Source organism: Sphingomonas limnosediminicola, assembly GCF_039537965.1.
GTDB classification, from domain to species: Bacteria; Pseudomonadota; Alphaproteobacteria; order Sphingomonadales; family Sphingomonadaceae; genus Sphingomicrobium; species Sphingomicrobium limnosediminicola.
On sequence record NZ_BAABBM010000001.1, the window covers coordinates 2,816,669 to 2,840,820 of the forward strand.

Annotated in this window: 25 protein-coding genes, 1 tRNA gene and 1 pseudogene; 13 read left to right on the plus strand and 14 right to left on the minus strand. The window is 63.0% G+C overall.

All coding sequences use genetic code 11. The annotated features are described in order from the left end of the window. Positions 1-710: 710 nt before the first annotated feature. The 4 genes and pseudogenes from ABD704_RS14485 to ABD704_RS14710 all read left to right on the plus strand — a co-directional run. Positions 711-1,205 (plus strand): hypothetical protein, encoded by a 495-nt coding sequence (locus ABD704_RS14485; RefSeq protein ID WP_344700404.1) that lies wholly within the window; start codon positions 711-713, stop codon positions 1,203-1,205. Continuing rightward, entirely contained in the window at positions 1,202-1,702 is a 501-nt protein-coding gene (locus ABD704_RS14490) for a hypothetical protein (RefSeq protein ID WP_344700405.1), read from the plus strand. The genes ABD704_RS14485 and ABD704_RS14490 overlap by 4 nt, the downstream gene beginning before the upstream one ends. A gap of 269 nt (positions 1,703-1,971) precedes the next feature. Next, a complete protein-coding gene (locus ABD704_RS14495; protein WP_344700406.1) occupies positions 1,972-2,205 on the plus strand; it encodes a hypothetical protein in 234 nt (77 codons plus the stop codon). Between the two features lie 8 nt (positions 2,206-2,213). After that, positions 2,214-3,323: pseudogene (locus tag ABD704_RS14710) on the plus strand (recombinase family protein); the annotation flags it as partial. A gap of 519 nt (positions 3,324-3,842) precedes the next feature. On the opposite strand, the gene ABD704_RS14505 reads toward ABD704_RS14710, so the two are convergent. Both ABD704_RS14505 and ABD704_RS14510 read right to left on the minus strand, forming a co-directional pair. Continuing rightward, a tRNA-Arg gene (locus ABD704_RS14505) sits at positions 3,843-3,919 on the minus strand. A gap of 28 nt (positions 3,920-3,947) precedes the next feature. Next, positions 3,948-4,922 carry an alpha/beta hydrolase gene (locus tag ABD704_RS14510; RefSeq protein WP_344700408.1) on the minus strand — a complete coding sequence of 325 codons (975 nt, stop codon included), beginning with the start codon at positions 4,920-4,922 and terminating at the stop codon, positions 3,948-3,950. Between the two features lie 121 nt (positions 4,923-5,043). Between ABD704_RS14510 and phaR the strand changes: the two genes are divergently transcribed. The 3 genes from phaR (at position 5,044) to ABD704_RS14525 (ending at position 7,047) form a co-directional block, all read left to right on the plus strand. Then, a complete protein-coding gene (phaR, locus tag ABD704_RS14515; protein WP_344700409.1) occupies positions 5,044-5,562 on the plus strand; it encodes a polyhydroxyalkanoate synthesis repressor PhaR in 519 nt (172 codons plus the stop codon). A 7-nt stretch (positions 5,563-5,569) separates the two neighbouring features. Beyond that, on the plus strand, positions 5,570-6,046 hold the full coding sequence (locus tag ABD704_RS14520) for a hypothetical protein (protein WP_344700410.1): 477 nt from the start codon (positions 5,570-5,572) through the stop codon (positions 6,044-6,046). Between the two features lie 365 nt (positions 6,047-6,411). Continuing rightward, the gene (locus tag ABD704_RS14525; RefSeq protein ID WP_344700411.1) at positions 6,412-7,047 is read left to right on the plus strand and encodes a hypothetical protein; all 636 of its coding nucleotides are present in this window, start codon (positions 6,412-6,414) and stop codon (positions 7,045-7,047) included. A 2-nt stretch (positions 7,048-7,049) separates the two neighbouring features. On the opposite strand, the gene ABD704_RS14530 is transcribed toward ABD704_RS14525, so the two are convergent. Continuing rightward, a complete protein-coding gene (locus tag ABD704_RS14530) occupies positions 7,050-8,834 on the minus strand; it encodes an ABC transporter transmembrane domain-containing protein (protein WP_344700412.1) in 1,785 nt (594 codons plus the stop codon). Between the two features lie 131 nt (positions 8,835-8,965). Between ABD704_RS14530 and ABD704_RS14535 the strand changes: the two genes are divergently transcribed. Then, positions 8,966-10,195 (plus strand): polyhydroxyalkanoate depolymerase, encoded by a 1,230-nt coding sequence (locus ABD704_RS14535; RefSeq protein ID WP_344700413.1) that lies wholly within the window; start codon positions 8,966-8,968, stop codon positions 10,193-10,195. A 7-nt stretch (positions 10,196-10,202) separates the two neighbouring features. Here the strand turns inward: ABD704_RS14535 and ABD704_RS14540 are convergent, their stop codons facing one another. Genes ABD704_RS14540 through ABD704_RS14575 form a run of 8 tightly spaced genes read right to left on the minus strand, consistent with a single transcriptional unit; the run spans position 10,203 to position 17,125 of the window. After that, a complete protein-coding gene (locus ABD704_RS14540; RefSeq protein ID WP_344700414.1) occupies positions 10,203-11,600 on the minus strand; it encodes an MFS transporter in 1,398 nt (465 codons plus the stop codon). Further along, positions 11,597-11,848 (minus strand): hypothetical protein, encoded by a 252-nt coding sequence (locus tag ABD704_RS14545; protein WP_344700415.1) that lies wholly within the window; start codon positions 11,846-11,848, stop codon positions 11,597-11,599. Before ABD704_RS14545 ends, ABD704_RS14540 begins: the two co-directional genes overlap by 4 nt. Positions 11,849-11,873: 25 nt before the next feature. Further along, a complete protein-coding gene (locus ABD704_RS14550; RefSeq protein ID WP_425565440.1) occupies positions 11,874-12,473 on the minus strand; it encodes a DUF4126 domain-containing protein in 600 nt (199 codons plus the stop codon). A gap of 8 nt (positions 12,474-12,481) precedes the next feature. After that, the gene (locus ABD704_RS14555; RefSeq protein WP_344700416.1) at positions 12,482-13,243 is read right to left on the minus strand and encodes a slipin family protein; all 762 of its coding nucleotides are present in this window, start codon (positions 13,241-13,243) and stop codon (positions 12,482-12,484) included. Positions 13,244-13,288: 45 nt separating this feature from the next. Next, positions 13,289-14,470, minus strand: coding sequence for an acetyl-CoA C-acyltransferase (locus tag ABD704_RS14560; RefSeq protein WP_344700417.1), 1,182 nt, complete (start codon positions 14,468-14,470; stop codon positions 13,289-13,291). 10 nt (positions 14,471-14,480) lie between these two features. Then, complete coding sequence (locus tag ABD704_RS14565; RefSeq protein WP_344700418.1) at positions 14,481-14,936, minus strand: MaoC family dehydratase; 456 nt, start codon at positions 14,934-14,936, stop codon at positions 14,481-14,483. A 43-nt stretch (positions 14,937-14,979) separates the two neighbouring features. Further along, a complete protein-coding gene (locus ABD704_RS14570) occupies positions 14,980-16,029 on the minus strand; it encodes a mechanosensitive ion channel family protein (protein WP_344700419.1) in 1,050 nt (349 codons plus the stop codon). A 52-nt stretch (positions 16,030-16,081) separates the two neighbouring features. After that, on the minus strand, positions 16,082-17,125 hold the full coding sequence (locus ABD704_RS14575; RefSeq protein WP_425565441.1) for a DNA topoisomerase IB: 1,044 nt from the start codon (positions 17,123-17,125) through the stop codon (positions 16,082-16,084). Positions 17,126-17,178: 53 nt separating this feature from the next. On the opposite strand from ABD704_RS14575, the gene ABD704_RS14580 reads away from it, so the two are divergent. Both ABD704_RS14580 and ABD704_RS14585 read left to right on the plus strand, forming a co-directional pair. After that, positions 17,179-17,760 carry a DJ-1/PfpI/YhbO family deglycase/protease gene (locus ABD704_RS14580; RefSeq protein ID WP_344700421.1) on the plus strand — a complete coding sequence of 194 codons (582 nt, stop codon included), beginning with the start codon at positions 17,179-17,181 and terminating at the stop codon, positions 17,758-17,760. 35 nt (positions 17,761-17,795) lie between these two features. After that, complete coding sequence (locus ABD704_RS14585) at positions 17,796-18,395, plus strand: hypothetical protein (protein WP_344700422.1); 600 nt, start codon at positions 17,796-17,798, stop codon at positions 18,393-18,395. Here ABD704_RS14585 and ABD704_RS14590 read toward each other — a convergent pair whose 3' ends face one another. After that, complete coding sequence (locus ABD704_RS14590) at positions 18,396-18,545, minus strand: hypothetical protein (RefSeq protein WP_344700423.1); 150 nt, start codon at positions 18,543-18,545, stop codon at positions 18,396-18,398. Between the two features lie 439 nt (positions 18,546-18,984). Here ABD704_RS14590 and ABD704_RS14595 point away from each other — a divergent pair, with 439 nt between their 5' ends. Beyond that, positions 18,985-19,632, plus strand: a complete 648-nt coding sequence (locus ABD704_RS14595; RefSeq protein ID WP_344700424.1) for a S24 family peptidase — start codon at positions 18,985-18,987, stop codon at positions 19,630-19,632. Here the strand turns inward: ABD704_RS14595 and ABD704_RS14600 are convergent. Together ABD704_RS14600 and ABD704_RS14605 are read right to left on the minus strand one after the other, a co-directional pair. Then, entirely contained in the window at positions 19,629-19,802 is a 174-nt protein-coding gene (locus tag ABD704_RS14600) for a hypothetical protein (RefSeq protein ID WP_344700425.1), read from the minus strand. The two genes, ABD704_RS14595 and ABD704_RS14600, sit on opposite strands and share 4 nt — an antisense overlap. Before the next feature lie 39 nt (positions 19,803-19,841). Further along, positions 19,842-21,758 carry a TIR domain-containing protein gene (locus ABD704_RS14605; protein WP_344700426.1) on the minus strand — a complete coding sequence of 639 codons (1,917 nt, stop codon included), beginning with the start codon at positions 21,756-21,758 and terminating at the stop codon, positions 19,842-19,844. 94 nt (positions 21,759-21,852) lie between these two features. Here ABD704_RS14605 and ABD704_RS14610 point away from each other — a divergent pair, with 94 nt between their 5' ends. Together ABD704_RS14610 and ABD704_RS14615 are read left to right on the plus strand one after the other, a co-directional pair. Further along, a complete protein-coding gene (locus ABD704_RS14610) occupies positions 21,853-22,062 on the plus strand; it encodes a hypothetical protein (protein ID WP_344700427.1) in 210 nt (69 codons plus the stop codon). Positions 22,063-22,164: 102 nt separating this feature from the next. Further along, positions 22,165-24,150, plus strand: a complete 1,986-nt coding sequence (locus ABD704_RS14615; RefSeq protein ID WP_344700428.1) for an autotransporter assembly complex protein TamA — start codon at positions 22,165-22,167, stop codon at positions 24,148-24,150. Positions 24,151-24,152: the final 2 nt, after the last annotated feature.

A 24,152-nucleotide genomic window follows, 5' to 3' on the forward strand; every position in this document is an offset into this window, starting at 1 on the left:
TACGCGAGGGCCAGCGTGCGGCAGGCGCCGATCTAAATATAAACAGCAGACCGACTACCCATGCCGCCACTAGAAGCAGCCTTGCGACCGTCAACGTGTTAAGGCCCGCCGCCGCGAGTGACGACAGTAACGCCGCTGATGCCAGCCCGATGGCCAAGGCCGTAGTGCCGTCGGCCCACGGCCTAAGCCCCACTAGCTCACGATCTGGGCGACGTTGCTTTCTGCGCGGCGGCTTGGTTGTAGACAATACGCGCTACCCCCCTCAGTGCGTCCCAATAATGGGACCTGCTTTGACTAGCGTAGTCTAATGCTTAATGTGAACTTTGTGCCGATCAGGGGGGAGGGATGGGTGAGTTATGCCCAAGTCCATTACGGTGCGCTTTTTCGAGATAGGTAAGCTTACCCAGCACGGTGCTTCGCTCCGGCAAGCTCTTCAAGAAATCTACGATAGCGGACCACCCGGCGACCGGGAGGTGAAGTTATCCGAGAGCTTCTCTTGTCGGCTGGAACGGCTTCATACCACTGCTGGCTTCGTGTCGGGCGAAATGTTGCGCGTACGGACTACGGATTTCCCGTGCGAGGTCTTGCCTCAAGGTACTCGGAGATTGGGGGTCGATGGCCCCATAGGGGATGGCGTAGCGTTCAGGTTCCGGGAAGCCGACAGTCGCCTTGCAATCCAGTACGACCCTCGGGTTGTGTCTCCTGGCCGGATGTTTGACTACATCGCCCAGTGGCACCGCACGCCGCTGTTTGAGTTCACTCCAACGATGGACGATGATGCAATCGCACGGTTCCGCGCGCAGCCGTTGCGCAAGGTAAAGATCAAGCTGGCGACCCCAAGGAACCTAGCGGCTATCGAGGACGCAGCTGCTCCAGCCGCCCTAGCCCTGCGCGACTTAGGCGAAGACTACGAGGCCCCCGTTGTCACTCTCGAACTGAGCATGGGTCATGCGAAAGGCCATCTAGCAGATGGGGCTAAGCAGATGACCGAAGGCTTCCTGCGGATGCTCGGCCAAGGCGCTGACGTTAGGGGTATCGTGGTTACGCCAGATGCCGGGGAGGGCATAGATAATGAGGACATAAATCTGCTAGATCAGCTGCTCTCTGATAAAGACGAGATAGCCTCCCCACCTAACGACCCAGACGCTATCTATGAGGCTTGCGCTAGGCACGTTGAGCGTGTGCTTGCACGACACCAACAATGAAACTCGGTAAGACTACACTCTTCCTAGAAAGCTGGGGTCCGCTGCTCGTTGGCGGGCTTACCTTCGTTGCGCTGGAGCTTTGGCAGGGTGCCGTAGTCTCGCAGTTCGCAAACCACGGATGGAAGGCCGAGGGCCTATACGGAGCGGTCTTCAACTGGGCTGCAATCCAGACCGGCTTTGCCTTCGGGGTCTACGGCTTCGTAGCGAGTAAGGCGGGGGGCTTCATCGATGCGGTCCGGGGTACGGTCGCCATGGACCGTTTCCACCGTTACGTGAAAGCCGCAAACGTGTTGGGCTTTGTCCTGACCGTTCTTTCCATACCGCTGCTTGTGATAAATCCGGACCTTAAGGCCCCCACCTCGGTCGTCTACGCGGTGGTCTCCGCATGGTTTGCATTGTTCGTGTGGGCGTTCGTAACGTTTCTGCGCATAGCCTACACCTTCGGCCACCTGTCCGGGGTCAAGGACAACGCGCCGTTCTACCCAGCCGGGTCTTGATCGCGCCGAGCTTCGCTTGCAGGCATATGTGAAACTGTTACATCTGGCTGGCCCAACTGATACACCCACGGTTGGGCGGGCCTAATGTTTTCAATAGGTTAGGAGTGTGATGCGATAGTCCTCTCCTGGGCACCACCCGGCCTTCTTGAGCTTCGGCTGCCAGAACTGATTCAACGCCGGCTGTTGTAGAAGGCGAGCTTACAACAGCAGGGTGTTGCACCGGCCTATTTTCGGGTCACCTCAGGAAACCCTCACCAGCGGAGGGTTAAATGCTAAAACATGGTTCAGTGCAGGCGGCGACGAGCATCGCGCCGATGCCAAATCCAGCCAACGACATTACTGTGCTGAACGGACTGCCGCCCTTGGTTGTGCCGGAAAGAAACGCTCCGGCCAACGATAACCCGCCTGTCAATGATCTGCCGACTTGCCTTGCAGTCACGGACGATGAAGTAAGACTGCTTCATCTGTATCTTGGCAGAGAAATTCTCGCCTTGTTTGGTTGAGGAGTATCATGCGTTCATCTCCGGATTCCCCTCAGCTGCCACAAGCGGCACCTAGGGCAGCCGCCTATGTCCGTGTTTCGACGAACAGGCAGGCTGAGCATGAAACCAGCCTCGCCGACCAGGTCGCAGCAATCACGGCCTATTGCGAGGCTCGCGGCATCCTGCTGGTCGATGTGTATCGGGAGCCCGGCGCATCCGCGACGGATGACAACCGGCCACAGTTCCAATCGATGGTCGAGGCAGCAACTGCACGTGAGCGTCCGTACGATCTCATCATCGTCCACAGCTTCAGCCGCTTCTTCCGCGACCAGTTCGAATTCGAGCGCTATCGCCGCAAGCTCGCCAAGGCCAAGGTCGAGCTGGTCTCGATCACGCAGGATGTTGGGGAAGGTGCGACCGGTGATCTGGTTCGCTCGATCCTCAGCAAGTTCGACGAGTACCAGAGTGCCGAGACGGCGAAGCACGTGCGACGATCCATGATCGCCAATGCTCGGGACGGATTTTGGAACGGCTCGATCCCGCCGCTCGGATACAAGGTGGTGATCGCCGAGCGCCGTGGCGACAAGGACAAGAAGGTGCTTGCCGTTGACGAGGCCGAGGCGCCGCTCGTTCGGCGAATCTTCTCGCTGTATCTCGAAGGCGACGGAGCATCAGGTCCGTTGGGGATCAAGAAGATCGTCTCGTGGCTCAACGCTCGAAATTACTCCTATCGCGGCAAGCCCTTTCACGTGTCCAACGTCGACGTAGTGCTCAGGCGCACGACCTACATGGGCACCCACTATTTCAATCAGCGAGACTCGCGCACTGGCGAGCGTCGCCACCGTGACGAGTGGGTGCCGATGGCTGTGCCGGCGCTTGTCGAAGAAGAGACCTTTCAGCTGGTCCAGGCACAGCTTGGGGCACGCAACCTGAGGCAAACACCCGCCCGCGTCGTCTCCGGGCCAACCCTGCTTACCGGAATAGCGCGTTGTGGCTGTCCCGATTGCCACGGGGCCATGACCATCCGGACCGGCAAGTCTGGTCAGTACCGCTATTATGCTTGCTCGCGCCGGGCCACGCGCGGGGAGACTGCCTGCAATGGCCGTTCGATCCGAATGGAGAAGCTCGACGGTATTGTCCTCGACGCGCTCGAGCAGCGTGTGTTGGCTCCAGAGCGTCTGCCCGAGCTGTTGGCAGCGTTCCTGGAGAAGAGCGATGTGTCCGACCAGCGCAAGCGTGAGGAGCTCTCACTCCTGCGCGGTGCCCGGACGAACAGCGAGGGCGCGCTCAATCGCCTCTACGAGTTGGTCGAGCAAGGCCTTGCGTCACCCGCCGATCGCGACTTTGCCGAACGTCTGACGCATCATCGACAGCGCATCGTGGCAATCAGCGCCGATATCGCTTCGCTAGAGCGGCAGCTGGGATCAAGCCGGCGACGGATTACGCCGGACGTGGTCGGTCGATTTGGCAAGTTGTTGAGCGAGGGACTGCGGGCCGACAATCCCGCGCTGCGCCAAGCCTATGTTCGTCTACTCATTGACGACGTAACCGTTGATGAAACCGAGATTCAGATCCGAGGTTCGCGCAAAGCTCTGGAGCGCGCGGTGATTGCGACCGCGGCAAGCGCCGGAACCAAGGTGCCCATTTTTGCACGGGAGTGGCGCACCCGACAGGATTCGAACCTGTGGCCTCTGCCTTCGGAGGGCAGCGCTCTATCCAGCTGAGCTACGGGTGCTTCGCGGCCGACTTAGCGACGGCGGCTGCTAGCGGCAAGGCGTCAGGAAGGCTTTCAGCGCCTCGTGCAGGCGAGCCCGGGCCGAGCCGACGATCATCCCGACGTGACCCGACTGAATGCCGATCGTCTCTCCGGCCGCGACGGTGATGGCCGGGGCGATCTGGTCGCGCTCGGCGGTGAGGTTGAGAAGCGGGACGCTCAATCGCTCGGTTACGGTCCGGCCGCCGACCTCCCATTGGCCTGCGCCGGGAAGGTCCCGGCCGAAAATGTCCTCGATGAGCTCGCGCGCAGCGGGGAGGGGCAGGGGTTCGCCCTCGTTCGCCCAATCTTCGAGCTCGACGAAGCGCGCAGCTTCAGGGCTTGCGGGATCGAGGCGGCCGAACTCGGCGAATTTTTGCACCGTGCGCTCCGGAGCGAGCGACCAGAAACTGGCCTGAAGCACTTCCATCGGCAGCGCGCCGAGCTCGCGGCTCGCCGCCTGCGCATGTCGCCACATGTCGTCGAGCGCCCGCCGCGACGCGTCGGGATAATGGTCGAAATGCCACGGCGCTGCGAGCGTGACGACACGCTCGCACTTCGCAAGGTTCGCCGCAGCGAGCGCCATCGTACCGCCCAGACAGTAGCCGATCAGCGCGGGCGGTTTGCCGATGCTTCGCAGCAGCGGTAGAAGCAGCTCTTCGATGTGACCCGCCACGTCGAGTTCCGCCCTGGCCTTGGCTTCGCCCCAATCGAGCAAGAGCGTGCGCCGGCCCATGCGCGTCACTGCACCTGCGAGCGAGACCTGCTCATCGAGATCGAGGATGCGGGGCGGATTGATGAGCGACGGAATGAGGACGGCCGCCGGTCCGTCGCCGCCGTGGTCGCGCAAGCAGGCACCGTGAATGCGCGCCGTTTCAGGCTTTGCTGCGGGACGCGTGCGACGCGCCGCGCTCTCATAAGCGCGCAACCCAACGAGGGCTTCGCGCGCGATCTCAGCGTCCGTCTCGCCTACGCGCCGTACCAATTCGAGAAAGAGCGGGAGTGGGCGTGGCGCCTTGCCGTTCGCCGGTTCATGTTGCAGCGCACTAATCTGCGGTAGTAAGGCCTCGGGCGCAGTAGGCTGAGAAGTCCTTGGGGAACGGTTCATGGCGAAATCTTCGGGTAAGGTGACGATCAAGAAATACGCCAACCGGCGGCTCTACGACACCGAAAGCTCAACTTACATCACGCTCGACCGGCTTGCGCAAATGGTGCGCGAAGGACGCGAGTTCGAAGTCGTCGATGCGAAGAGCGGCGAAGACATCACTCGCCAGGTGCTGACCCAGATTATCGTCGACGAAGAAGCGCGCGGTTCGACGATGCTGCCGATCAACTTTCTGAAGCAGTTGATCGGCCTTTACGGCAACTCGATGCAGAATTTCGTGCCGCAATATCTCGAGGCGGCGATGGATGCATTTTCGCGCAACCAGAATGCGGCGAAGGATGCGTTCAGCGGAAACGTCTTCGCCGACCTCGCGAAGCGCAACATGGCAATGTTCGAAGACGCGAGCCGGGCCTTCACCGGCAAGAAAATCGAAAAGTCCGCTACGGACAGCAGCGAACTCGACCAGTTGCGCGCAGAACTCGCCGAGCTGCAGGCCAAAGTCGAACGCCTCAACCGTTAAGCCAGTCATGATCATTCGATTTGCCGCAGCGCTCGCGCTGACCGCCGCCGCCACGTCGCTCAACGCTCAAACTGCGACAACCATGACAACGACAGTCGACTACAGCATTGCGACACCGATCCAGGGCAACTGGAGCTACGCGCCCGTAACCGGCGGTAGCGAGGCGACATTCAGCAATGTTGCGAACCAGATGCAACTGAGCGTTCGCTGCACCGTCGCCGCTCGAAGCGTCACGATCTCCAGACCGGCGACTGGCGCGGCTCCGTTCCTCTTCGTCTGGACGAGCACTCAATCGCGGAATCTCCCGGCGAGCTTTCAGCCGGCGACGGCGCGACTCACTGCGAATCTCAGCGCCTATGACCAATTGCTCGATGCGATTGCATTCAGCCGCGGGCGCTTCGCGATCGGCATCGGCGCGCAAGCCGCGATCATATTTCCCGCCTGGGCGGAGGTCGCTCGTGTAGTGGAGGATTGCCGCGCCTGAATAGCGCGAAGCGATGAAGATTGCCGAATGTTCACCTCATTACAAGTCTTGCGTTGAGGTCGAATCCGACTCATCTTCAAGGCTGCTTCAACGCAGCGAAAGGAGGTGATCCGATGTCTCATGGTTCAGCACAGAGGTCGGAAAGGGGTGTTCGTAAGCTTTAATCGCTGACGAACGGCCACACCTTCGGCCGCTGACCATGTCGAAGGGCATCGCTGCAGGGAATGCGGCGGTGCCCTTTAACATATCTGGAATACCTGAATTTCGCCTCAGGAATTGACCGGCTTTAAAGTCTTCGCGGGTTTCGTTAGGGAACCGTCACGGCAATTCAAATGTCTTTCCGCCCAATGGATGGAGATAAAGTGATGGCCAAACCTTCGAAAAAGACTTCGGGCTCGTCGTCGAGCAGCGACACGATGGACAAGCTCGCCAAGGCGGCGATGAGTAAGGAGATGCTCGCGGCCGGTCTCGCGGCTGCGGCAGCAGCAATCAGCGCCAGTCCAGCTGCGCGGCGCAAAATTCGCGACGCCGGTCTCGACGCGGCGGACACGGCTTCGGCCGCGGCAAGCAATGTCGTCAGCAGCGCGACCAAGCTCGGTTCGATCATCGCGGAAGCGGTCGCCGAAGCGGCGCAGCGCGTGATGTCGGGCAAATGGTCGCTCGAAGGCAGCGCGAGCACGTCTTCCGGTTCGACTTCGGCGTCGGCTGGAGCAGGCCGCGGCGGCGGTGCGCGCAAGGCCTCGACTGGCACGAAGCGCAAGGCATCGGGCACCCGCAAGACGTCGACGCGCGCCAAGTCGGCGACAGGCGCCACGCGCTCGACGGCGGCGAAGAGCACTGCCGCGAAAAGGCCGGCTGCGCGTTCGACTGGCGCGGCCAAGAAGCCGCGTGCTGCGGCTTCGCGTACGCGCGGAAGCGGAACGCGAGCACGCACGACGCGCGGCGGTGGCCGTGGCGGACGTGGCGGGTCCGGAGGCGGTTCGGGCGCAACCCCGAGCTAAGCTTAGGCAGCGCGATCCTCGAACTGGAGGCGCGCAAGCCGGGCATAGAGGCCGCCGCGGGCATTGAGGCTCGCGTGCGTGCCCTCTTCGACGATGCGGCCTTCGTCCAGGACGACTATGCGGTTTGCCGCGCGCACGGTCGCGAGGCGGTGAGCGATGACGATCGTCGTGCGGTGTTCCATCAGGCGGTCGAGCGCGTCTTGCACCAGCCGCTCACTTTCGGCGTCCAGCGCCGAGGTCGCCTCGTCGAGCAAAAGGAGAGGGGCATCGCGCAACAACGCGCGAGCAATCGCGATGCGCTGGCGCTGACCGCCGGACAGACGCGCGCCGCCTTCGCCCATGAACGTGTCGAGCCCTTCCGGTAGCGCGCGCAGGAATTCCTCGGCATTCGCATCGCGCGCGGCCTGCCAAATCTGCTCCTCGCTCGCGTCCCAATTGCCGTAGCGAAGATTGTCGCGCGCGCTTGCCGCGAAGATCACCGTGTCCTGCGGCACCATCGCAATGCGCTGGCGAATGTCGGCGGGGTCGGCTGCCTTGAGATCGACGCCGTCGAGCAGCACGCGGCCGGATTGCGGATCGTAGAAGCGTTCGGCGAGCTGGAAGATGGTCGTCTTGCCGGCGCCTGAAGGCCCGACGACGGCGAGCCGCTCGCGCGGCTTCACGCGCAGGCTGAAGTCCTTGAGCGCTGAAGTCTCGCGGCGCGTCGGATAATGAAAGGTGACGGCGTCAAACTCGAGCTCGCCTAGAGGCGGTGTCGGCAGCGCGATCGCATCGGCGGGAGCCTGGATGTCCGGCCTGGCATCCAGCAATTCCGACAGGCGTTCGGACGCACCCGCCGCTCGCAGCAAGTCGCCGACGACTTCGGACAAGGCGCCAACCGCGCCGGCAAGCAAGCCACCGCACAGGACGAAGGCGGCAATCGTGCCGCCGCTCATGCTGCCCTTGGCGACGTCGACGGCCCCTTGCCAGATCACCATCACGATCGAACCGATCATCAGAAAGATCATGATCGCAGTCAGAATGGAGCGGAGCGCGATGCGCCGCTTGGCGGTTGCAAACACGCGCTCCACCGCCTCGCTGAAGCGCGAGGACTCACGCTGCTGCTGGTTGAAGGCCTGGACGATCTTCATCGAGCCGAGGACTTCGCTGGTGACGGTTCCGACGTCGGCGATCCGATCCTGATTGCGGGTCGAGATTGCCCGGACGCGGCGGCCAAGCGTCAGGATCGGTCCAAGCACGAGCGGAATGCCCAGGAGCATCAGGCCGGCCAGCTTCGGCGCGAGGACGAACATCGTCGCCACGCAGCCCAGTCCCATGACGACGTTTCGCAGCGCGACCGAAACCGTGGTGCCGACCACCTGCTCGATGATCGTGGTATCGACCGTGATGCGCGAGGTGATTTCGGCTGGCCTGTTCTCCTCGAAAAAGCCCGGGGACAGGCGCAGCAGATTGCGGTGCACCGCCAAGCGGATGTCGGCGACGGTTCGCTCACCGAGCCAGGAGACGAAATAATAGCGTGTGGCGGTGGCGACAGCCATGACCGCGACGATCGCGAGGAGAGTTTCGAACCATGGCGCGATCGACTGGGCATTGCCCGCGCCCGACCCGAAGCCCTTGTCGATAACGAACTTGAAGCCCCACGGGATTGAGATCGCGGCTCCCGCGGCAACCAGCAGCGCAATCGCCGCAACCGCGATGTGACCGGGGTAGCGAAGCGCGAAACTCCACACCATGCGAAGGTTTTTGATGGAGCGGCCCTTGGGCCGGCTCTGGGGTGTGGTAGCCATCTGTACGCTCTAACAGCGTGCCATAATCGGCTCAATTGCCGCACTGCGGCTTTCGCGGTGCAACATTCGCCTTGTCAGTGGAGCAAACGGGGGCCACATCGGTTGGGACAGAGCGCTTTTGTGAGGTTCTATTGCTATACGACGCCTATGAGGTTCAGCGTTCTTTTCTCGCAGGTGCGAGCAAGCTAGCGGGCCTGGGAGCCGGCTGGCTCTCCAATCCGGCCAATCCCTGGGGATACAATTCGATGAGCCCGCTGGTTGGGGCGAGCCTCGAAGTGTTTGCTCATGCTTCGGCGCCGCGCGGAAAACCTGACTTCGACATTCAGTCGACGAAGATCGGCCGCAAGGTTGTCGCGGTCCACGAACGGATACTGCTCCGCAAGCCGTTCGGCCAGCTGAAGCATTTCGAGCGCGAGGGCGTCGAAGGCGGCCCGGCGCTGCTGATTGTGGCACCGATGTCGGGCCACTATGCGACGCTTCTTCGCGGGACGGTGGCTCGGATGCTGCCGAGCGCGGACGTTTACATCACGGACTGGCGCGACGCGAAGATGGTTCCGCTGTCCGACGGCACGTTCGATCTCGACGATTATGTCGATTATCTAATCGAGTTCCTGGAAGTGATCGGCAAGCGCACGGGTGAGCGGCCGCATATGCTGGCGGTTTGCCAGCCGGCCGTCCCGGCTTACGCGGCAACGGCGGTGATGAACGCCGCCAAGAACCCATGGCGGCCTAAGTCGCTGACCATGATGGGTGGCCCGATCGACACGCGAAAGGCTCCAACCGCGGTCAATACCCTGGCGACGCAGCGGCCGTTCGGCTGGTTCGAGAACAACGTTATCGCCACCGTGCCGATTATCTACCCGGGGGCTGGGCGAAAGGTTTATCCGGGCTTCCTGCAGCTCGCGGGCTTCATGACCATGAACCTTGGCTCGCACCTCATCAGCCACTGGGAGATGTTCAAGCATCTCGTGGTCGGCGACGAGGAAAGCGCCGATTCCACGCGCGGTTTCTATGATGAATATCGGTCTGTCTGCGACATGACCTCGGAATTCTATCTTCAGACCGTCGACGTCGTGTTCCAGCGGCACCTCCTTCCCGAAGGCCAGATGATGCATCGCGGGAAGCGCGTCGATCCGGCGGTGATCAAGGATACTGCGCTGCTGGCGATCGAAGGCGAGCGTGACGATATTTCGGGCATCGGCCAGACCAAGGCCGCGCTCGACATCGCGACCAAGCTGCCGCGGGCGAAGAAGCAATATCTGCTCGCCAAGGATGTCGGTCACTACGGCATCTTCAACGGCCGCAAGTGGCGCGAGCGCATTGCGCCGGTCGTCGAGAAGTTCATCGCCGCCAACGACTAGGCGGCGATCAACCCTTCTTCATTTTGACTCCGCCGAGCATCGTCAGCGCGACGAGGCTCCCGGCAGCCGCGACGGCAGCGGAGACGAACATCGCGCCGTGAAATCCAGCAAAGAGTTCGTCGCCTTTGCTCGACAGTACGGCGCCGAGCAGGGCGGTCGCGATGAGGCCACCGGTGCGCGCGACCGCACTGTTGAAGCCGGAGGCCATGGCGACATGCTGTTCTTCGACCGAAGCCAGCACCGATGAGGTGAGCGGCGCAACCGCGATGGTCATGCCGACCGCCATCACCAGGATCATCGGAAAGGCGCCCGTCCAATAGCTTCCGCTTGGGGTCACGAGTACGGCGAGAACCATGCCAGCCGCAACGATCATCGGCCCGACGCTCAGCGGGATGCGCGGGCCAAGGCGTGCGGCGAGGCTGCCCATCGTTGGCGAGATCGACGTCATGAGGATCGGAAGCGGGAGCATCGCGAGCCCCGCCTGCACCGGCGAATAGCCGCCACTCGAAATCAGCACGTACGGAATGAGCAGCATCGCCGCGCCGAACGCTCCGTAGAGTAGGAACGTCAGCAGGTTGAGGCCGGAGAAGCAGCGGTTGGCGAACAAGCTCAACGGCATCATTGCCCGCAGGCCACGCTTCTTCTCTGCCCAGAGGAAAGCCGCGAATGTGACAATGCCGATGGCGAGGGCGATTGCCGCTTCCCCGGTGAAGCTGCGCGTCGCTGACCACAACGTGAGCGCATAGGTAAGGCCGCCGAGCCCGAGCGTCGCCAGCAGTGCACCCGGATAATCGGTCCGGCCGGCGCCCGCCTCGCTGCTTTCCTCGACAAAGCGCGAGGCGATGATGATCGCGCCAAGCGCCAGCGGCAGGTTGATGTAGAAGATCGCCGGCCAGCCGACGGTACCGACCAGCCAGCCCCCGATCAGCGGCGCAATCGCCGCGGCAGCCGCTCCCGCAGCAGCCCAAATGCCGACCGCCCGTCCGCGCTTTTCACCCTGGAACGCGGCATTGAGCAACGCGAGGCTGTTCGGAAGCAGAAGGGCAGCACCCACACCTTGAGCGGCACGCGCGGCGAGCAGCAGCGGAAGGCTCGGCGCCAGCGCGCACACCAGTGAGGTGAGCGCAAAGATACTCGTGCCAATGAGCAGCAGCCGCTTGCGCCCGAAGTGATCGCCAAGCGCGCCGCCGAGAAGCAGGAGCGCGGAGAGCGGCAGCAGATAGGCATTGACGACCCACTGCACTTCCTGCGTGCCGGCGCCGTAGCTCCCGCGGATCGCGGGCAGGGCGACGCTGAGGACCGAGCCTTCGACGAAGGACAGGCTGGAAGCGAGGACGCAGGCCACCAGAGTCCAGCGCGGATCGACCCGCGTCTTTGAACGACCGCTGGAGTCGAGCGGACTCAACCGACCTTTTCGCCGATCGCTGCTTCGACCATCTTGCGCCACACGTCGGCATCGCCATCACTTGCCATGTCCTCGTCTGGCTCACGGATGGCATGGAGCACGGCGAGCGCTTGGTTCACATGTTGGCGCCAGACGAGGTCGACTTTCTCTCCTGCGGAAGGGTCGCTGCCCTCGGCATTGCTGCTGTGTGCTGCGCCGGCAAGGACGCGGGCGATACGCTCGACGAGCGGCTGATCGGAAACGGGCATCTTCGTTCCTCCCTCTTTGCCGCATTCAACCCGTCGAGGGCCGTTTGGGTTCAAGGATGCGCTTTAACAAACGTCGCGCCGCCAGAACGAGCCACAGCGAAAGGATGACGAGGATAAGCGCGATCAGCACCGCGGCGATCGGATTGGCAATGGCGAGCCCGAGTAGTCCCGCGGTTGCGATGTCTTCGCCGGTCGAGACGATGACATTTGAGAAGGGCTCTGGACTGGCGTTCACGAGCGCCCGCGCGCCTGCCTTGCCGGCATGGGCGACCAGGGCCGCGCCGCCGCCGAGCAGGAAGCTCCCGACCTGCCAGGCCGGATCGCCGCCGTCGATGATCGCCATCGAGAGAAGCGCGCCGCCGATCGGCCGGACGACGGAATGAACCGCGTCCCACAGGCTATCGACCCAGGGAATCTTGTCGGCGAAGAATTCCGCAACCGCGCCGACGCCCGCAATCCCGAGGATCCAGTTGTTCGCGAGCACGTCGAGCGCGTGCAGTTGCTCGGGTAGCGGCACCCAGCCGAAACGCATCGCCAGCCCGACCGCGAACGTGACGAGGTAAAGCCGCCAGCCGGCAAGCAGGCTAACCGTGGACGCCAGCGCGATCAGTTCGACAGGCGACACGCCCAGGGTCAGTCGTCGGTTGCGTCGGGCATGCCGGCAATCTTGCGAGCCGCGTGGACGAGCTCGACCGGAAGCATGGCGATGATCGTGCTGTTGTGCTCGACGCCGATCTCGCTGAGCGTCTGGAGGCGCCTAAGCTCAAGGGCGCCGGGCGCCTTGCTGATGACCTCCGCTGCCTCGCTAAGTTTCGCCGCGGCTTCCTGCTCGCCTTGCGCCCGGATGATGCGCGCGCGCTTCTCGCGGATCGCTTCGGCCTCCTTGGCGATCGCCCGCTGCATTTGCTCGGGGATGTCGACGTCCTTGATTTCGACGGCATCGATCTCGACGCCCCACTTCAGCGATGCTTCGCGCAGCAGCTGCTGGAGGCGATGGTTGATCGACACCCGGTCCTTCAGCATCTGGTCGAGCTCGCTCTGGCCGATGGCGTCGCGCAGCGCGGTCTCCGCCGCCTGGACCGTCGCTCCGCGCCAATCCTCGACCGAGGTTACGACCTGGGTCGGGGAGTCGGCCCGGAACCAGACGACGGCGTTGACCCGAACCGCAACGCCATCGCGCGTGATCGTCTCCTGCGTCTCCAGTTGGTAAGTGATGATCCGCTGATCGACGCGGATCACCCGATCGACGAACGGAATCAGCCAGTACCAGCCCGGTCCTTTCATCGTCCCAAGCCGCCCAAGGCGGAACAGCACGCCGCGCTGATATTCCTGGTTGATGCCGAAGCTCTTGAGCGCACTGACCAGCAGCAGGACCAACGGTACGAGTAAGATCAACAATCCTGGTGTCATACGTTTCCCCGCGTGGCCGGTGCCGCTTGCTTACAGCACTTCGAACAATCCCGCTGCGCCCATGCCGCCGCCGACGCACATCGTGACGACAACATATTTCACGCCGCGCCGTTTGCCTTCGATGAGCGCGTGACCGGTCATGCGGGCGCCGCTCATTCCATAAGGGTGACCTATCGAGATCGAGCCGCCGTCAACGTTGAGACGATCCTCAGGAATGCCGAGTTGCTCCGCGCTGTAGAGCACTTGCACGGCGAACGCCTCGTTTAGCTCCCATAGGCCGATATCGTCGACCTTAAGGTCGAAGCGCTTGAGGAGCTTGTTGACCGCATCGATCGGGCCGATGCCCATCTCGTCCGGTTCTGTACCGGCGACCGCCATGCCGACGTAGCGGCCCATCGGCGAGATGCCGCGGCCCGCGGCTTCGCCGGCCTCCATCAGGATCGATGCAGAACTTCCATCCGACAATTGGCTGGCGTTGCCGGCCGTGATTGACGTGTCGGGACCGAGCACGGGATTAAGGCCCGAGAGGCCCTCCAGCGTCGTGTCGGCGCGGTTGCCTTCGTCCTTTGCAACTGTGATTTCGTGCTGCGAGACCTCGCCAGACTCCTTGTCCTTAACTGACATGGTCGTCGTGACGGGCACGATTTCGGCGTCGAAGCGGCCGGCGGCTTGCGCGGCTGCGGTGCGCTGCTGGCTCTTCAGCGCATATTCGTCCTGCCGCTCGCGGCTGATGCCGTATCGGCGAGCGACCGTCTCGGCGGTCTGGAGCATCGGCATGTAGACATGCTTGTGCATGGCGATCAGCGACGGATCGGGCGCGATCCGCATCTCGGGCGTCTGCACCAGGCTGATCGAATCCTGCCCGCCCGCGGCGACTACGTCCATGCGGTCGGTGATGATCTGCTTGGCGGCGGTGGCGATCGCCATCAGGCCCGAAGAGCACTGGCGGTCGATGGTCATGCCCGACACGCTGACGGGGCAGCCGGCACGCAGGGCGACCTGGCGCCCAATGTTTCCGAACTGCGTGCCTTGCGTCAGCACCGCGCCCCACACCACGTCGTCGATCTCGCCCGCGTCGATGCCAGCGCGTTCGATCGCCGGCTTCAACGAAAAGGCGCCCAAGGTCGGGCCGGGCGTCGCGTTGAACGCGCCCTTGTATGCGCGGCCGATCGGCGTCCGGGCAGTCGAAACGATCACGGCATCGCGAGCCATTATTCTCTCCTCAGGTGAACATCAGTCCAAGCCACACGGCAGTCAGGGCAGGCTTCTCCTCGCCCTCGATTTCGACCGTAACCGTATGACGTAACAGCAATTGTCCGGGCGCTTTCTCGTCGACGGAGTCAAGGACGAAGCGGCCCCTTACTCGCCTCCCGGAGCGCACCGGCGCAAGGAAGCGCACGCGGTCCAGTCCATAGTTCACGGCCATCCTCAGACCGTCCGGAAGCAGCATCGCCTCCGCCCCCATGCGCGACAGCAGCGAGAGCGTCAGGAATCCGTGCGCGATCGGTCCGCCGAAAGGCGTCTGCGCGGCAGTCGCAGGATCGACGTGAATGAATTGCCGGTCCTCGGTCGCGTCGGCGAAGGCGTCGATGCGTTCCTGCGTGACTTCGAGCCAACCCGAAACACCAATTTCCTCGCCAATGCGGGATCGGATGTCGTCGAGGCTGGCGATTGGCATCGACGCTTATTTGCAGAGGTGTGAATAAGAGCGCAACTGCCGATCAGAGCGGAAGTGGCGCGGTTGGCTGGTCGGAAGCGCGGAGAAGTTGGAGTTTCTTGGCGGCGAGGCTTTCGACGAGTGCACGAAGGATCGCCGCGCGGTTGGCGGGCATGACGTCATTGTCGCGGGTTGCGTCGTCGTAGACCAAATCGAACGAAAGGCCGCCGCCGCCGCCCGCACCAGACAAGGTGCAGCGAATGAGCTTGCAGCCTTTCCGTTCCTCGACGGCTTTAGCGGCAAGCTCCGCAACCATATCGATCGAGGCCGCCGATGCTTCGCCGCCGATGGCGAGATAGATTGTCACCCGCCGCGCCTTGGCAGCAGCCATGTTGTGGATCTCGCGCTCGAGAAGCTTGGTGTTGGCCATGATCAACAACTCGCCGGTGATGGAGCGGAGGCGGGTGGTCTTCAGGCCAATGCGCTCGACAGTGCCGGTGCTCTGGTCGTAGCGGATCGTGTCGCCCTTCTTGAAAGGTTTGTCGAACAGGATCGAAAGGGCCGCGAAGAGGTCGGAGAAGATGCCCTGGGCGGCGAGGCCGATGGCGATACCGCCGATGCCGAGGCCAGCGACAAGCGCGGTGACGTTCACGCCCAGATTGTCGAGGATCAGGATGCCGGCGATGGCAAACAGCGTGACGCTGATCAGCACACGGATGATCGCCATCGCATTGGCGAGGCCGCTGTTGTTTCCTTCCCCCGCGATCCTGCGGCCGATGAGGGCAAGGATCAGCTCTCGGACCCAGATTGCGCCCTGCACCGCGAAGGCGATGATGAACAGTATGTCGATGAGCCGCGCGATCTTGTGCGGAAATTCGGCGTAGGTCGAAACGACGTCTGCCGCGGCCACGACCATGAAGACGGTCGTGGTGCGTGCAAGGACGCGGCCGACGACCGTTCGCCAGCCTATGGTCTCGGTCTCCCGGGCGACGATCCGCTGACCGATCGTGCGCAGGATCAGCATCACCGCGACGATGATCGCGCCGACCAGAAGCCCGATCAGCAAGCCTTGGTGATTGTTGTTGAACCAGGTCGCGAGGTCTTGGCTGGCCATGACAGCGGTCTTGGCAACGACTTCCGTGGCAATCAAGCGGCGGTCTTCTCCTTCACCGCCGTTTCCTGCGACGCGGCTTCTTGCCGTTGAGGGCGAGAAATTCGAGCAACGCGACTTCAGTGCTCGACATGCGCGTCTTGGCACGCGGCCGCTCCATGCCGTTGAGCGGATCGCGCGCGTCATCCTTTACGGCCTCGAGCAATTGCGGGTGCACATAGGACTTGCGGCTGATCGCCGGCGTGTTGCCGAGCGCTTCCGCAACCGGTTCGATCACCGTCTTGACGCTGATCCGCGCGTCCTCGGCCTTCTTCAGCAATTGCTCTAGGGCGATGACGCTCGCGCCCCAGGTCCGGAAATGCTTGGCGGTGAAGTCGCCGCCGGTCGCCTGCTTGATATATTCATTCACGTCGCCGGATGTGATCGGCTTCGGCTCGCCGTCGCCGTTGACGTACTGGAACAGCATTTGGCCGGGCAGTTCCTGGCAGCGCTTGCAGATGCGCTTGAGGTTGCTGTCGCTGATCCGGACCTCGTGGACGATGCCGTGCTTGCCGGTGAAGCGCATCGTCATCTTGCTGCCTATGCTGCGGAGGTGGCGGCCGCGCAGCGTGGTGGCGCCGAAGCTCTTGTTGTCCCGCGCATATTGCTCGTTGCCGATGCGAAGATGCTCGGTATCGAGGAGCCGGATCACGGCGGCGAGCACGGTTTCTCGCCCGAGCTGCCGATGCTTCAGATCCCTCTCGACGTGGCGGCGAAGTTTGGGCAGCGCCTTGCCGAACTCCAGCAGGCCGTCGTATTTCGCGCTTTCACGCTTGGCACGAAAGTCCTCGTGGTAACGATACTGCTTGCGGCCCCTCGCATCGACCCCGGTCGCCTGAAGGTGGCCGTTGGGATCGGTGCAGAACCAGGCATTCTCATAGGCCGGGGGCAGGCCGACCGCGTTGAGGCGGTCGATTTCGTCGCGGTCCGTGATGCGCTTCCCGTCGGGATCGAAATAGGCCCAGTAACGGCCCTTCCGCTTGCGGGAGATGCCTGGCTCGGCATCGCTGCTATGCCTCAGCACGCCGATTGTCGCTTCACTCGGTCCATCGGCAGGCATAAGCGAGCGGGAAGGGCGGGGGTTCCTAACGGAAGTAAGGAGGAGACTCGCCGATGCCTCAGATCAATGAAGCGAGAGTGCTGATCGTCGCGACCGACGGCTTCGAGGAGTGGGAGCTGTTCGGTCCGCGCCAGATCCTGCAGCAGCGCGGCGCCGAGGTCGTGCTCGCGTCACCAAAGCGCGATCCGATTCAGGCGACGGTCCACGACGATCCGGGCAAGACGATCCGGCCGGACCTGACTGTCGACGAGGCGCTGGCCGATGATTTCGACGCGTTGATCCTGCCGGGCGGTGTTCGCAATCCCGACCATCTGCGGACCAACGTGAAGGTGATCCAGCTGATCAAGGATTTTGCCGACGCGGGAAAGCCGGTCGGCGCCATTTGTCACGGGCCGTGGCTGCTGGTCGAGGCGGACCTTCTGCGCGGGCGCACCGCGACGGCATGGCCGTCGATCCGAACGGATTTGCGGAATGCCGGTGCCAATGTGGTTGATGAAGCGGCCGTAACGGACGGCAATATCGTCACCAGCCGCAATCCTGAGGACGTCGACGCCTTCACCGGCGCGATCGTCGACCTGATCGAGGAGGCGCCGGAGGTCACGGAAATTCAGCATCCTCGCGAGATCCCAGCCTAACTGACTGGCAAGGATTAGCTGCTAGTCCGACTTTCATGCGCGGACGCAGGGAAGAGCGAATTGAAGCCGCAATCGATCAGACTGCGGCTGCGGTCTTCGCCGTGGCGGTGGCGTTCGTCGTCATTGTCGCGATGCGCGAGGCGCTGCCTTTGCCGCGTCTCGGGGCGGGTGCGTTGCTTTTCGGGGCGCTCGCTTATGAAGCCTGCGCAGGCGCGTTGCGGCGAGTGCCGGCCGGCGGGGAGGCGTTCAGTTCGTCATCTTTCGACCTGCCCGATCTTGAGTTCGAAGAAGAGCTGCTGCTGACCGAGCAGGCCAAGTTGCTTTTTACCGAGGAGGAGTTGCTGCTGACCGAGCAGGTCGAGTTGCTTCTCACCGAGGAAGACCGGTTTCGCCCCATGGCTGCCTCCGAAGCCGACGAACTCGTCCTCGACGATATCTTGGCCGAGCTTGGCCCGGAATCGCGTGTCGTCCGGTTGTTCGACCGGGCAGCGATGCCGACGCCTGGGCAGCTCAACGATCGTATCGAGCGGCACTTGCGCGGCGCGCCGTCCCAGCAAGCTCAGCGGCCGCAAACCGCGGACGCGTCGGAAGCGCTTCACGAAGCGCTTGCCGAACTGCGCCGCTCGTTGGGTTGACTATTCGCCAATCGTCAGTGCCTCGATCGTGATGGTCGTGGAGCCATCGGGCTCGCGAACCGGCTTTCCGAAGACTGTGACGTCAGCGACGATCTGACCCGGAATGCTAAACTCCGCATCCTCCAGCCCACCGCACATGCGCCTGACCACCTCCCCTGAATCGGGTCCACAAACACGGAGCGCGAAGTGTCGCTCGCCCATGAAAGTGAGTGATTGCCAATCGACTGATGAAACCTCTGTAAGCAAAATCCTATCGCGCGTTGCCGCTTCGAGCGATCAGCGCGCGGAGGAGATTGGCGGCCGCCGACGACATAGCGACCCGGTTCATTACACGGCCTCCAAATAAGCGCGCACCCGCGCGACGGTATTCGGTCGCGGGGAGCGGCCGTTGCGAAGATCGAAAATAAAAGCGTGGAAATCCGACGACATCGCGTCCGAAACGGGTCGGTGCAACGTCACTTCCGCGATCTCTACCTCTTTGAGCAAGTACACTGGCATTCCTTATTGTCGTCTGCGACTCGGCTGCCCAGGTATTCCCGACGCATTTCCTACTTGCATAGGCAATTACCTATCGTTAAAGAGGTGTTTAATGGTTTCGGATCCGCGCGCTGTCCTTGAGCGTCTCTGTGCCGAGCGCGGCGAGGACTTCGCCGGGCTCTCGCGGATGCTCGGCCGCAACGCAGCATATATTCAGCAATTCGTGAGACGCGGCGTGCCCAAAAGATTGAAGGAGGAGGAGCGGCGAAAGCTCGCCCGTTACTTCTCGATTTCGGAAAGCGCTCTCGGCGGTCCGCCCGAGGAACCGCGCGCGCCTGGCGAACTGGTCAGTATTAACCGCCACCCGGTTTCCGTCTCTGCCGGCCCGGGCGCGATTGCGAACGAAGGGCTGGGCAAACCTTATTTCGGCTTCGACGAGCGTTGGTTGAAAGCGCTGACGTCGACGCCGTCATCCAACCTTTCCATCGTCCGCGTCGAGGGCGATTCCATGTCGCCTACGCTAAACGACGGTGACGACATCCTCGTCGACCTCGGCGATTGTGGAGACCGCCTCCGCGACGGCATTTACGTCCTGAGGATCGACGATGCGCTCGTCGTCAAGCGCCTGGCGCTGAACCCGATGGGACGGCGGGTGACCGTGCAGTCCGACAATCCGGCTTATCCCGACTGGCCCGATTGCGGTTTCGACGAGATCAACTGCATCGGCCGCGTGATTTGGTCCGGACGTAAGGTCGTCTAGGACCCGCGGCGCAGGTCGATAAGCCACGTCGCGGCGGCAAGCGTGGCGCCAATCGCGAGACCGATCAGCACACCCTTCATCGGATCTTTGATCGCCAAGCCTGCGACGAAGCCTGCGAGAAGGAAGACGGTCAGGAAGCAGCCGCCGGCTTTGGTCGTACGCTGTATCACGCACGAGCCTTTGGCAGACGTATCCGCGTCAGGCCAGCGTCAGCCGTCGAATTGCGGCCAACCAAGCTTCTTTAAGAGGGCGGGGAAGCGGCCGTCGCTGCGCAAGGGGTCGAGGAAGGGATCGCGCGGCAGGGCTAGAAGGCCAGGATCCCTGACTTCTAACGACCGCTCCAGCGCGGCAAAGGCGCGATCCGCTTGCCCTAGTTGAGCGTAGATTTCCGCCTGCTGATAAGCTGCGCTATCCCCGAAAATCTCCTGCACTTGGGCAAGATTTCGGCTGGCGCGTGCAGCATCGCCAGTGCGGGCCGACAAGATGGCATCACCAGTCAGCCGATAGATATTATCTGGCGGCGCCTTCGCGTATGCCGCCCGCGCTTCTTCGGTCTTCCCTAGAAGGAGCAAACAATTTCCAAGACTGACGGGGCCAAGCGGACTTGCCGCGCGGGCAAGCTCAATGGTTTCACGATAAGTCTTCGCGGCCTCCTCATAGTTTCGGGCGTAGAACAGCGAGTTGCCGCGCATCGCTCTCGGTCGGGGATTGAGCGGGTCCAACACTATCGCCTTGTCGGCTGCCTTCAGCGCCTCTTTGCTGTTCCCAAGCCTGGCTGCGAAATTGCTGTACGTTTCGAGAACCTCAAACTCGCCCCGAAATAGCTTCAGCGCGCGCTGATATTCAGACAGAGCGGTAATGACGTCGAGCTTGCCGGTGAACGCTGCCGCCAGTGCCGCGTGAGCGAGTGCGCTTTCCGGGGCGAGCGCAATGGCCTGGCGAGCCACCGCCATGGCCTCATTGTAACCGCGGTCGAACTGGGCCGCCTTTGTGGAATAGGACCCGACGATGTTGACGATCGTACTCGCTTTTTGTGCGTAAGCGTCTGCAAAGCGCGGATCGACTTCAATCGCCGCATCGAACAACGTCAGCGCCTGCCGGAAATTGCCCTCGTTATGGCCCCTCTCGCGCAGGTCGATTGCCTTGAGGTAGAGGTCGTGCGCGGCGGGGCTGTCCGTGCCGCCATATGCCATTGCCCGCCGAGTCTCCGGGCTGAGTTGCAGACTAAGCGCATCGGCAACGCTCTTGGCGATATCCGACTGAATCATGAGAATGTCGCCGGGCGCGCGGTCGTAGACTTGCGACCATCGCTCGACGCCGTCGCTGCCGGAAACGAGCTGCGCGGTTACCCGAATCAATGAAGCCGACCGGCGCACGCTACCCGTGACCAGGTTGCCGACGCCGAGCCTGTGCGCCGCCGTGACAGCGTCCGAGTTCTTCACGAGTTCGGAGGATGTTCTGCCGATCACCTTCAGGTGCGGGATGCGCGCCAGAGCGCTGCGAAGCTCCTCAGCAATACCGTCCGAAAAATAGGCTTGCGACGGGTCGCCGCTGATATTCGCGAAAGGCAGTACGGCAATGCCCTCCGATGCTCGGGCATCGGTCGATTTGAAGAAAGACCATCCTGCAAAAGCGGCAGCGACGGCAGCAGCGGCTCCCCCAACAAGTAGAGAGCGCCGGGGCAACGACGGACCCTGCTTTGATCCGCCGGACTGGATCCGAGCACTTTTGCCGGCGATGATCGCCTTGGCGCATTCCAGAACGGCTCGGTACCGTTGGTCGGAGCGATCGCCTTTCCACCCAACCAGCGAAATCGCCTGTGTCTCGCCGAACCCTAATGGCGGCTGGGTTTTATCGATGAGGACAGGCACATAGACGTTGCGCCGCTGGGCGCGGGATGCCTCGTCGCGCACGAAGCGCCCGTCTGGCCCCACGGAACGTTTGCTCCAGATGACCAGGACACATTTGGCACTGTCGAGTTGGGTTTCGATCGTTTCCCGCCAAGCGTCGCCTCCGCCGATGTGCGCATCCCACCAGACGCCGAGGCCGTCCTGCTGCAAGGCGTCAACCAGGGGCTGAACCCGCCGCCGGTCTTCCGCTTTGTACGAGACGAAAATGTCGGACATCGAAAAAGGGCCCCCCAGCTCCCTAACATGGTCAACGGGCCGTTAGCGACATTTGTCGGCACTCGGGAAACGGGCTCGGGCTTAATGAAGCTGCATGGACACCCCCTTCATCCATGGCCGCGTCGCGCTTGCCGACGCTTCCGACCTCATGGAGCGCTTCGGTGACGATGCCGGCTATGAAGCTGCTGCGCGCGCCGAGGAAAGCCGCGACAACGGCAATGTCACGCGCTTCTGCCACTGGCGGCATATCGAGCGGGTGATTGCGACGCTCAGCAGCGAAGAGGTTAGCGGGTCCGTCCACTAAAGCCCGGGATTCGGGCGGTTAAGCGCTCCCGGCCAATCCTTCATACTGGCGCCGTTCACAAGCGCTGGTTAAGGCTGATCAAGGATGATCGGGCGGGGTTCAGTGGGGAGGGCCGCATGGCTGCTCTCGGCGGCCAGTGCCGTCGCGCTCGCTCCCGCACCGGCACTCGCACAGACGCCGCCCGCCGCACCGCAGCAGCCTGACGCTGCCGAGCTCGACCCCAGCGCACCGCTCGCCCCGATGCCGGATCTTGGCGTCGAGTGGCCCGACCTTAACGCCAAGGACGAAACGCTTCCTGCTACTGCTGGGACGGCGCCGACAGTGTCCCCCCAATCCAGCGAGGACGGAACGAGCCAGGTTCGCTACGCCTGGACCATAGAAGGCATCGGTAGCGTCGGCGGCGCGGAAGACATCCTCAAGAGTTTCCGCGCGCAATCGGCGCTCGAGACCGATCGGAAGAAGAGCGCCAACGCCGCGCAGATTGGCCGTCGTTCGCGAGCGGACGCGGACCTCCTAACCGAGCTTTTGCGGAGCCAAGGCTATTATGACGCGGTCGTCGAGCCGCGGACCGAGCGCGCTGCCGACGGCCTGCGGGTCGTGCTCACCGCCGATCCCGGCCAGCAATATCGCTTTGCTTCGGTCGAGCTTCCCGGTCTGTCGCAGGCCGGCGAGGAGGGTTCGAAGTTCCGCGACGTCTTCGGCGTCAAAGCCGGCGACCCGGTTATCGCCCAGGACGTCATCGATGCCGGCACTGCACTGACCACGGCACTCGGCCAGAACGGCTTTGCAAGCGCGAAGATCGGCGAGCAGCGGGTCGACGTCAATCACCAGACGCACCTGGCGACGCTGGTCTTGCCGGTCGATCCTGGTCCTGTCGCGCGCTTTGGCACAATCCGCGTCAGCGGAAGCCCGCCGTTCAGCGCCCGCCACCTTGCCATCATCGCGCGGTTCAAGCGCGGCGACCTCTTCAAGCGCTCGAAGATCGACGATCTGCGGCGCGCCCTGATCGCAACGACACTTGTCGCTTCAGCCGATGTCGAGGTCATCCCGGTCGATGGTGGACGCGTCGTCGACCTTGCCGTGAAGCTGGAGCCGGCGCCCTCGCACACCATCGCCGGCGAGCTCGGCTACGGCACCGGGCAGGGTGTACGCGCCGAGGCGAGCTGGACCGACCGCAATTTCATGAACCCTGAGGGCGCGCTCACGCTTCGAGGCGTGCTCGGTACACGCGAACAGCTCGCCGCGGTCCAGTTGCGACGCAGCAATTTCATGAAACGCGACCAGGTGCTGAACCTGCAGGCATCCGCGGGGCACCAGCGCTACGACGCCTATGAAGCACGCACGGTCAGGCTCGCAGGCAATATCGAGCGGCAGAGCAACTTTATCTGGCAGAAGACATGGACCTGGAGCTACGGCGCCGAGGTGCTCGCGACCGACGAGCAGGGCGTGTTCAGCACGTCAGGCATCAAGGACACGCGGACTTTCTTTATCGCGGCCCTGCCACTCGCGCTCGGCTATGACGGAAGCGACAATTTGCTCGATCCGACCACGGGCTTCCGGCTGAGCGGACGCCTAAGTCCCGAGCTGTCGGCGCACGGCGGAAAGTTCGCCTACGCCCGTGGCCAGATCGACGCGAGCGCATACAAGAGAGTGTCCGATCAGGTCGTCGCGGCGGGGCGCATTCGGCTCGGCACGATCGTCGGCGCGTCCGCCTTCGACATCGCGCCATCTCGGCGGTTCTACTCCGGCGGCGGCGGGTCGGTGCGCGGCTACGGCTACCAGCAACTCGGGCCGAAGGACGCCGACGGCGATCCGATTGGCGGGCGCGGACTTGCCGAGTTCGCTCTTGAAGCACGCATCCGGCTCAAGCAGTTCGGCGGGAACTTCGGCGTGGTGCCTTTCTTCGACGGCGGATCGCTGACGTACCACGCGCTCCCAGACTTCAGCACCTGGCGTTTCGCGGCCGGTATCGGCGCGCGCTATTATTCGAGCTTCGGCCCCATCCGCATTGACCTTGGCGTTCCTCTCAACCGGCAGAAGGGTGACGGTCTTGTCGCGGTGACCGTTTCACTGGGCCAGGCCTTCTAGGC

Excerpts from the sequence above, each read along its gene's own strand:
- ABD704_RS14570 (WP_344700419.1), bottom strand. The coding sequence starts at position 16,029 with ATGGCCAGCCAAGACCTCGCGACCTGGTTCAACAACAATCACCAAGGC.
- ABD704_RS14485 (WP_344700404.1), top strand. The coding sequence starts at position 711 with ATGTTTGACTACATCGCCCAGTGGCACCGCACGCCGCTGTTTGAGTTC.
- ABD704_RS14585 (WP_344700422.1), top strand. The coding sequence starts at position 17,796 with ATGCGCGGACGCAGGGAAGAGCGAATTGAAGCCGCAATCGATCAGACT.
- ABD704_RS14495 (WP_344700406.1), top strand. The coding sequence starts at position 1,972 with ATGCTAAAACATGGTTCAGTGCAGGCGGCGACGAGCATCGCGCCGATG.
- ABD704_RS14530 (WP_344700412.1), bottom strand. The coding sequence starts at position 8,834 with ATGGCTACCACACCCCAGAGCCGGCCCAAGGGCCGCTCCATCAAAAAC.
- ABD704_RS14575 (WP_425565441.1), bottom strand. The coding sequence starts at position 17,125 with ATGCCTGCCGATGGACCGAGTGAAGCGACAATCGGCGTGCTGAGGCAT.
- ABD704_RS14610 (WP_344700427.1), top strand. The coding sequence starts at position 21,853 with ATGGACACCCCCTTCATCCATGGCCGCGTCGCGCTTGCCGACGCTTCC.
- ABD704_RS14525 (WP_344700411.1), top strand. The coding sequence starts at position 6,412 with ATGGCCAAACCTTCGAAAAAGACTTCGGGCTCGTCGTCGAGCAGCGAC.
- ABD704_RS14595 (WP_344700424.1), top strand. The coding sequence starts at position 18,985 with ATGGTTTCGGATCCGCGCGCTGTCCTTGAGCGTCTCTGTGCCGAGCGC.
- ABD704_RS14605 (WP_344700426.1), bottom strand. The coding sequence starts at position 21,758 with ATGTCCGACATTTTCGTCTCGTACAAAGCGGAAGACCGGCGGCGGGTT.
- ABD704_RS14580 (WP_344700421.1), top strand. The coding sequence starts at position 17,179 with ATGCCTCAGATCAATGAAGCGAGAGTGCTGATCGTCGCGACCGACGGC.
- ABD704_RS14545 (WP_344700415.1), bottom strand. The coding sequence starts at position 11,848 with ATGCCCGTTTCCGATCAGCCGCTCGTCGAGCGTATCGCCCGCGTCCTT.
- ABD704_RS14560 (WP_344700417.1), bottom strand. The coding sequence starts at position 14,470 with ATGGCTCGCGATGCCGTGATCGTTTCGACTGCCCGGACGCCGATCGGC.
- ABD704_RS14490 (WP_344700405.1), top strand. The coding sequence starts at position 1,202 with ATGAAACTCGGTAAGACTACACTCTTCCTAGAAAGCTGGGGTCCGCTG.
- phaR (WP_344700409.1), top strand. The coding sequence starts at position 5,044 with ATGGCGAAATCTTCGGGTAAGGTGACGATCAAGAAATACGCCAACCGG.
- ABD704_RS14565 (WP_344700418.1), bottom strand. The coding sequence starts at position 14,936 with ATGCCAATCGCCAGCCTCGACGACATCCGATCCCGCATTGGCGAGGAA.
- ABD704_RS14520 (WP_344700410.1), top strand. The coding sequence starts at position 5,570 with ATGATCATTCGATTTGCCGCAGCGCTCGCGCTGACCGCCGCCGCCACG.